The organism is Nakamurella sp. (assembly GCF_048594475.1).
In the GTDB taxonomy this organism is placed as follows: domain Bacteria; phylum Actinomycetota; class Actinomycetes; order Mycobacteriales; family Nakamurellaceae; genus Nakamurella.
Genome location: NZ_JBMDXT010000548.1, coordinates 1 through 3,818, shown reverse-complemented (window position 1 = coordinate 3,818; position 3,818 = coordinate 1). Strand labels below are relative to the sequence as shown.

Genomic DNA, 3,818 nt, shown 5'->3' with positions numbered 1-3,818 from the left:
CCGCGCCCGGTCGGGCCGCCGGCCCCGGGCGCTCGGCGCCCCGCGGGCCGGCCGCCACCCGCTCGGTACCCGGGCCGGCCGGCGGACTGACGCGGCCGCGTGGAGCGGTCAGCGGACCGCCGCGGCCGCCTCGACGGGCAGCCGGACGCGGCCCGGCTCCGACCGGTCGGGGACGGCCCCGGCGGCTCGGGCGCGGCGGAAGAGCCGCGTGTCCCCGACCCAGAGGTGCGCGACGAACGCCTCGATGCCCCGTTCTGCCGCCGACAGCGCGGCCTGCCGGAGCAGCGCCTTGCCGATCCCGCGATGCTGGGCGGCGTCGACCACCTCGCAGGCGACCTCGGCGTCACGGCTCCCGGGCAGCCGGTACCAGTGGACGAGGCCGACCGGGGCGCCGTCGAGCAGGGCGACGTGGGTGCACCGGTCGGCGGACGGCGCGGCGGCCAGCTGGCGCAGCACGGTCGACGGCGGGGTCGGCCGGCTGGACTGGAACCGCCGGTACCGCGACTCCGCCGACAGCCCGGCGATGACGGCGCGCACCGTCCCCGTGTCGCCGGCGTTCAGGTCGACCACGCTCAGGGACGTCGGAGCCAGGGACGCCGGAGCCAGGGACGCCGCGGCCAGGGGTGGCGGTCCGAGCGACGGCGGGGCCAGGGTCGGCGAGGCCGACCTCGTCGGGATCGCGGGGTCCGAGCCCGCTGGCGGCTCGGCTGCCGGTGAGGGCGCCTGGTCGGGGTCCACCCGGTGCCCCCTCCGCTCGTGATCCGGCGGCGCACCGCCGAGCCGCCCCGGCCGAACCTATCGCCCGGTCGGCGGTGCACACCCGTCCGCGCACCCACGCCGATCTCACCCCGAGTGACCCAGATGGATGCGATCGCATCGGTCGATCCGGCACACTCGTCCAATTCGCCGGGATCGGCGTCGACCACATCCGCCGACCGGAGAGGAGCGCCGTGCCCGACTCCGGCGTCGACCCCGCCCCGGCACCGCCGGCGGCCGGCTCCACGGCGGCGGGACGGGGCGCCCGCCGGGGCTCGCGACCCGCGCCGTTCCGGATGGGCGGCCCGGACGGCCGCACCGGCGCACCGTTCGGTCCGGTCCCGGACCACGCCTGGGATCCGCGTCGCCGCGCGGCCGTCTGGACCGTCAGCGTTGCCGCCTTCGCCCTCTACGCCTACGAGTCGGTGCTGCGGCACCTGCAGTTCAAGACCACGCTGGACATCACGATCTTCCAGCAGGCGATCGCCAACTACGCGCAGGGCCGCGCCCCGGACGTCCTGATCAAGTCGCAGGAACCGTTCAACAGCCTGGGCGACCACTTCACCCCGATCATGATGACGCTGGCGCCGTTCTACCGGATCTGGCCCAGTGTCATCACGCTGCTGATCGCCCAGGCCCTGATGCTGGCGGTCGGCGTGCACGTCGTCACCCGGGTCGCGGTGCGCCGGCTCGGCGGGCTGGGCTACTACATCGGGGTCGCCTTCGCCCTGTCCTGGGGCGTGCTCAAGGTGCTGGACTTCGACTTCCACGAGGCCTGCTTCGCGGTTGCCTTCCTCGCGCTGGCGCTGGAGGCCCTGCTGGACGATCGGACCGGGTGGCTGCTGTTCTGGTGCGCGGCCCTGGTGCTGGTCAAGGAGGACACCCCGCTGTACGTCGCGGGGATCGGGCTGGTCCTGCTGACCGCCCGGCGCTGGGCGATCGGCCTCGGCCTGATCGCCGGTTCGGTGCTGGCCTTCGGGCTGCTGACGCTGGTCGTCATCCCGTGGTTCAGCTACACCGGGACCTACACCTACTTCGTGCTCGGCGGCGACCCCACCGCGGGCGGACCGTTCGGCCTGGGCCTGACCGTGCTGGACAACCTGGTCAGCTGGAACGGGGTGACGCTGCTCGCGGCGCTCGCCGCCACCGCCGCCTGGGGTCTGCGGTCCCCCCTGATCCTGGTCGCCCTGCCGACCCTGGTCGCCCGGTTCGCGTCCCAGCGGGACGTCTACCTGCAGATGAAGTACTACTACGACGGCCCGCTCATGGTCGTCTGCTTCCTGGCCCTGGTCGTGGCCATCGCCCAGCGCCGGCAGCGCCTCGGGTTGGGCCCGGACCGCATCCGCGCCTTCTGGTCGGGCCCGCAGGGCCTGGCCGCGGCGCTGCTGCTCGCCGTGGTGATCGATTACCAGGTGCACACCTCGGAACTGCCGGCGACCCTGGCCGCGTCCCGCGAGCGCTGCGACTTCTGTGTGGCGGCGCACCGGGTGATCGAGCAGATCCCGCCGGGCGAACGGGTCATCGCCGACGCCGGGGTGCTGGGCAACCTGGCCGACCGCAACCCGGTGCTGCTGGCCAATCGCGAGTGGACCGACGGCACGGAGCTGCCGCTGGACGCGGACTGGGTGCTGCTCCGGATGGATTCCGGACCGGCGGGGGCAGACACCTCCTGGCTGCAGGACCGGCGGGCGGCGTTGCTCGCGAACGGGTACGCGCAGGTCGCGCAGGACGGGACGCTGGTGTTGCTGCACCGGGGCTGAAAGGTCGTTTCGAACCCCACGTATCGGGAATGGACACCGGCGGCTAGGGTCCAGGAGTCCGACCGTCCCGGACGGCCGGTGGGCTTGCGTGGAGCACACACGGAGGAGTTGCGCGGATGACGACTGCCCCCCCATCCCAGGCACTGGGCGATGCCGCTGCCCGGAATCTCGCGGATGTCACCAAGACCGTCCCGCAGATGTCCACGATCACCCCGCGGTGGCTCGTGCACCTGCTGGCCTGGGTGCCGGTCGAGGCGGGCATCTACCGGGTGAACAAGGTCAAGCATCCCGAGGACGTGGACATCGTCTGCTCCAACTACGACGAGTCGCCGCTCCCGACGACGTTCGTTGACTACGAGGAGAACCCGCGGGAGTACATCCTCAACTCGGTCTCGACCATCCTGGACGTGCACACCCGGGTCTCGGACCTGTACTCGAGCCCGCACGACCAGATCAAGGAGCAGCTGCGGCTGACCATCGAGGCGATCAAAGAGCATCAGGAGGGCGAGCTGATCAACAGCTCGCAGTACGGACTGATCTCGCAGTGCGCGCCGAGCCAGCGGATCCCCACGATCAGCGGCCCGCCGACCCCGGACGACCTGGACAGCCTGATCGCCAAGGTGTGGAAGGAGCCCGCCTTCTTCCTGACCCACCCGGAGGGGGTCGCCGCGTTCGGCCGCGAATGCACCCGCCGGGGGGGTCCCGCCGCCCACCGTCAGCCTGTTCGGCTCCCAGTTCCTGACGTGGCGCGGGCTGCCGATCGTGCCCAGCGACAAGGTGCCGCTGGAGAACGGCCGGACCAAGTTCGTGCTGCTCCGCACGGGCGCGGCGCGGCAGGGCGTGGTGGGTCTCTACCAGCCGGGGCTGGCCGGCGAGCAGGGTCCGGGCCTGTCGGTGCGGTTCATGGGCATCGATCGCAGCGCGATCGCCTCGTACCTGGTGTCGCTGTACTGCTCGCTCGCCGTGCTGACCGACGACGCGCTGGCGGTGCTCGACGACGTGGCCGTCGATCGGTTCCATGACTACAACCCGACCTACCGCTGAGGTCCCCGACCCCGCGGCGCCGGGCTCGGCCGGCGGCCTCGACGCCGTTCCGCCGGGGCCGGACCGGCCGGCCTGGCTGCCGGACGAGGCGACCCTGAACCGGTTGGCCGGGGAGTTCTTCGCCGCGCTGCCCGGAACCGCGCCGACCGCGGTCGAGCCGGCCGCGGCCACCTCGCGGACATCGGGTGGCGTCGAGCACGCCCCGCGGGTCGACGTCCCGGCCCGCTCCCGCGACGTCCCCGCCGTCCCCGGGGACGG

Annotated in this window: 2 protein-coding genes and 2 pseudogenes; 3 read left to right on the top strand and 1 reads right to left on the bottom strand. The window is 73.3% G+C overall.

Going from position 1 to position 3,818, the window contains the following annotated elements; genetic code table 11:
- Positions 1–108 precede the first annotated feature (108 nt).
- Positions 109–738 carry a GNAT family N-acetyltransferase gene (locus ACOJUF_RS24680; RefSeq protein ID WP_420124451.1) on the bottom strand — a complete coding sequence of 210 codons (630 nt, stop codon included), beginning with the start codon at positions 736–738 and terminating at the stop codon, positions 109–111.
- A gap of 212 nt (positions 739–950) precedes the next feature.
- Here ACOJUF_RS24680 and ACOJUF_RS24675 point away from each other — a divergent pair, with 212 nt between their 5' ends.
- From ACOJUF_RS24675 to ACOJUF_RS24665, 3 genes and pseudogenes are all read left to right on the top strand, one after another.
- Positions 951–2,516, top strand: coding sequence for a DUF2079 domain-containing protein (locus ACOJUF_RS24675; RefSeq protein WP_420124450.1), 1,566 nt, complete (start codon positions 951–953; stop codon positions 2,514–2,516).
- Between the two features lie 116 nt (positions 2,517–2,632).
- Positions 2,633–3,560 (top strand): annotated as a pseudogene (locus ACOJUF_RS24670) (family 2A encapsulin nanocompartment shell protein).
- A pseudogene (locus ACOJUF_RS24665) lies at positions 3,535–3,818 on the top strand (hypothetical protein); the annotation flags it as partial. The pseudogenes ACOJUF_RS24670 and ACOJUF_RS24665, both read left to right, overlap by 26 nt.